The 2300-nt window shown below is 61.4% G+C and carries 3 protein-coding genes; all 3 read left to right on the top strand.

The window, feature by feature from the left end; genetic code table 11:
• The first annotated feature begins 70 nt into the window (after nucleotides 1-70).
• The gene (gene tnpA / locus CBM2588_RS30580) at nucleotides 71-481 is read left to right on the top strand and encodes an IS66-like element accessory protein TnpA (protein WP_115684067.1); all 411 of its coding nucleotides are present in this window, start codon (nucleotides 71-73) and stop codon (nucleotides 479-481) included.
• Entirely contained in the window at nucleotides 478-825 is a 348-nt protein-coding gene (tnpB, locus tag CBM2588_RS30575) for an IS66 family insertion sequence element accessory protein TnpB (RefSeq protein ID WP_011154074.1), read from the top strand. The genes tnpA and tnpB overlap by 4 nt, the downstream gene beginning before the upstream one ends.
• 30 nt (nucleotides 826-855) lie before the next feature.
• Nucleotides 856-2300: IS66-like element IS883 family transposase (locus tag CBM2588_RS30570; RefSeq protein ID WP_115684068.1), on the top strand; the 1445-nt coding region annotated here is incomplete at its 3' end.

Raw genomic sequence — 2300 nt, 5'->3', positions numbered from 1 at the left:
GTAAGCGAGTCGCCAGCACCGTCTGTACCCTTCAGTAGAGTGGAGCCAAAGTAGTTCCCACCAAATAGTGATGGGAACTACTTTGTCAAAGTCACAGGAAGTACCAGTCGCCGGCAGTCGCAAAGGCCGGCCGAACCACAGCGAGGAGTTCAAGCAACGGTTGGCAGCCGCTGCGTGTGAGCCGGGGGTCTCGGTATCGAAATTGGCACGCGAACACGGCATCAACGCGAACATGCTGTTCACCTGGCGCCGACGCTATCGAATGGAGCAGCGCCAGGAAGCTGCGGTGTTGTTGCCGGTCACCGTTGAACACCCAAGCTCGACACCCGGTCTGATGCCGATGAGTCCGGGCGCTGCGGGTTGCGAGCCGACGCCGCCGCAGGGCGTCATTGAGATCCGGCTGGGCCGAGCGGTGATTCGCATTGAAGGGGCAGTCGACGCGACCACGTTGCGTACGGTTCTGGACCGTTTGACGCCATGATCGGGTTGCCGGCGGGAACACGCATCTGGATTGCTGCAGGCGTGACCGACATGCGCTGTGGATTCAACGGGCTCGCCGCGAAGGTGGAGGCGACTCTGCAAGAGAGCCCATTCTCCGGCCATGTCTTCGTCTTCCGCGGCAGGCGCGGCAACGTCATCAAGGTGTTGTGGTCGACGGGCGATGGGCTTTGTTTGCTCTCGAAGCGCCTGGAGCGTGGGCGTTTCGTCTGGCCGCAGGCCGACAGCGGCAAGATCCATCTGACGCAAGCGCAATTGTCGATGCTGCTGGAGGGGATTAACTGGAAGCAGCCCGAGCGCACCTGGCCGCCACTGTCGGTGTTGTAAACCTTGCGGCATGTGCGTAAACTGCCGCGCATGCCAATCGACCCCAGCGATCTCCCCGACGACATTGAGGCCCTGAAGGCCTTGGTGTTGGCACAGCGGGAATCGATCGCACTCATGGAACGGGCCTTGGCGGTCCGCTCCATGGAGATCGAGCAGCTAAATCTGCAGATCTCAAAGCTGAGGCGGATGCAGTTTGGCCAGAAGTCCGAGAAGCTGGATCGACAGATTGAACAGCTCGAGACCCGACTGGAAGATCTGCTGGCCGAAGAAGGAGCGGCTGAAACCGAAGCCGATCCGCAGGCAACCCCTCCTGTCCGGAAGAAAGCGGTACGCAAGCCGTTGCCGGAGCACCTGGAGCGGGAGGAGCGCATTCTCGAGCCCGAGGCCGAAGCCTGTCCAGAGTGCGGCGGTAAGCTCAAGCCGCTGGGCGAGGACATCTCGGAGCAACTCGATATCATCAGCAGTTCATTCAGGGTGATTCGGCAGGTGCGGCGCAAGAAGGCCTGCGCCTGTTGTGATTGCATCGTCCAGGCTGAAGCGCCAAGCCGGCCGGTTGAGCGTGGCATTGCCACGGCGGGGTTGCACGCTCACATACTGGTTGCCAAATACGCTGATCATCAACCGCTGTACCGCCAAGCCGCGATCTATGCCCGGCAGGGCGTGGATCTGGACCGCACGACCATGGCTCGCGGGGTCGGCGCTTGTGGTGCGCTGGTACGCCCGCTGGTCGAGGCTTTGCACCGATACGTGATGATGCCCGGCAAGGTTCACGCGGATGACACGCCGCTGCCGGTACTTGCGCCAGGTAAGGGGCAGACCAAGACGGGAAGACTATGGGCCTACGTGCGGGACGATCGCGCATCGGGTTCGGACGCTGCACCTGCGGTCTGGTTCGCCTACACACCAAATCGCCAGGGCCAACATCCCCAAGCGCATCTGGCCGGCTTCCGCGGCATCCTGCAGGCAGACGCGTATGCGGGCTTCAACGCTGTTTTTACCGATGGCAGTGTGCGCGAGGCAGCTTGTATGGCCCACGCGCGCCGTAAGGTGCACGATCTGCATGTCCGCAAGGCAACGCCGACCACCACGGAGGCATTGCGCCGGATCGGCGATCTCTATGCCATCGAAGCGGAAATCCGGGGTAAGCCACCTGCGGTGCGTCAACAGGTGCGGCAGCAAAGATCCCGGCCCCTACTGGACCACTTCGAAGTGTGGTTGCGAGAGCGGCTATTGACACTCTCGACGCAGTCGGAAACCACCAAGGCCATCAATTACATGCTGAACCAGTGGCAAGCACTAATCTACTACTGTGATGATGGCCTGGCAGAGATAGACAACAACATCGCAGAGAATGCGCTGCGCGGTGTCGCGTTGGGTCGAAAGAATTTTTTATTCGCCGGCGCCGACAGTGGCGGCGAGCGTGCGGCCGCCATGTACTCGCTCATTGGGTCCTGCAAACTCAACGGCATCGATCC

The sequence above is a fragment of the Cupriavidus taiwanensis genome (genome assembly GCF_900250075.1).
Taxonomy (GTDB): domain Bacteria; phylum Pseudomonadota; class Gammaproteobacteria; order Burkholderiales; family Burkholderiaceae; genus Cupriavidus; species Cupriavidus taiwanensis_C.
This window is presented reverse-complemented; position numbering and strand designations above follow the sequence as displayed.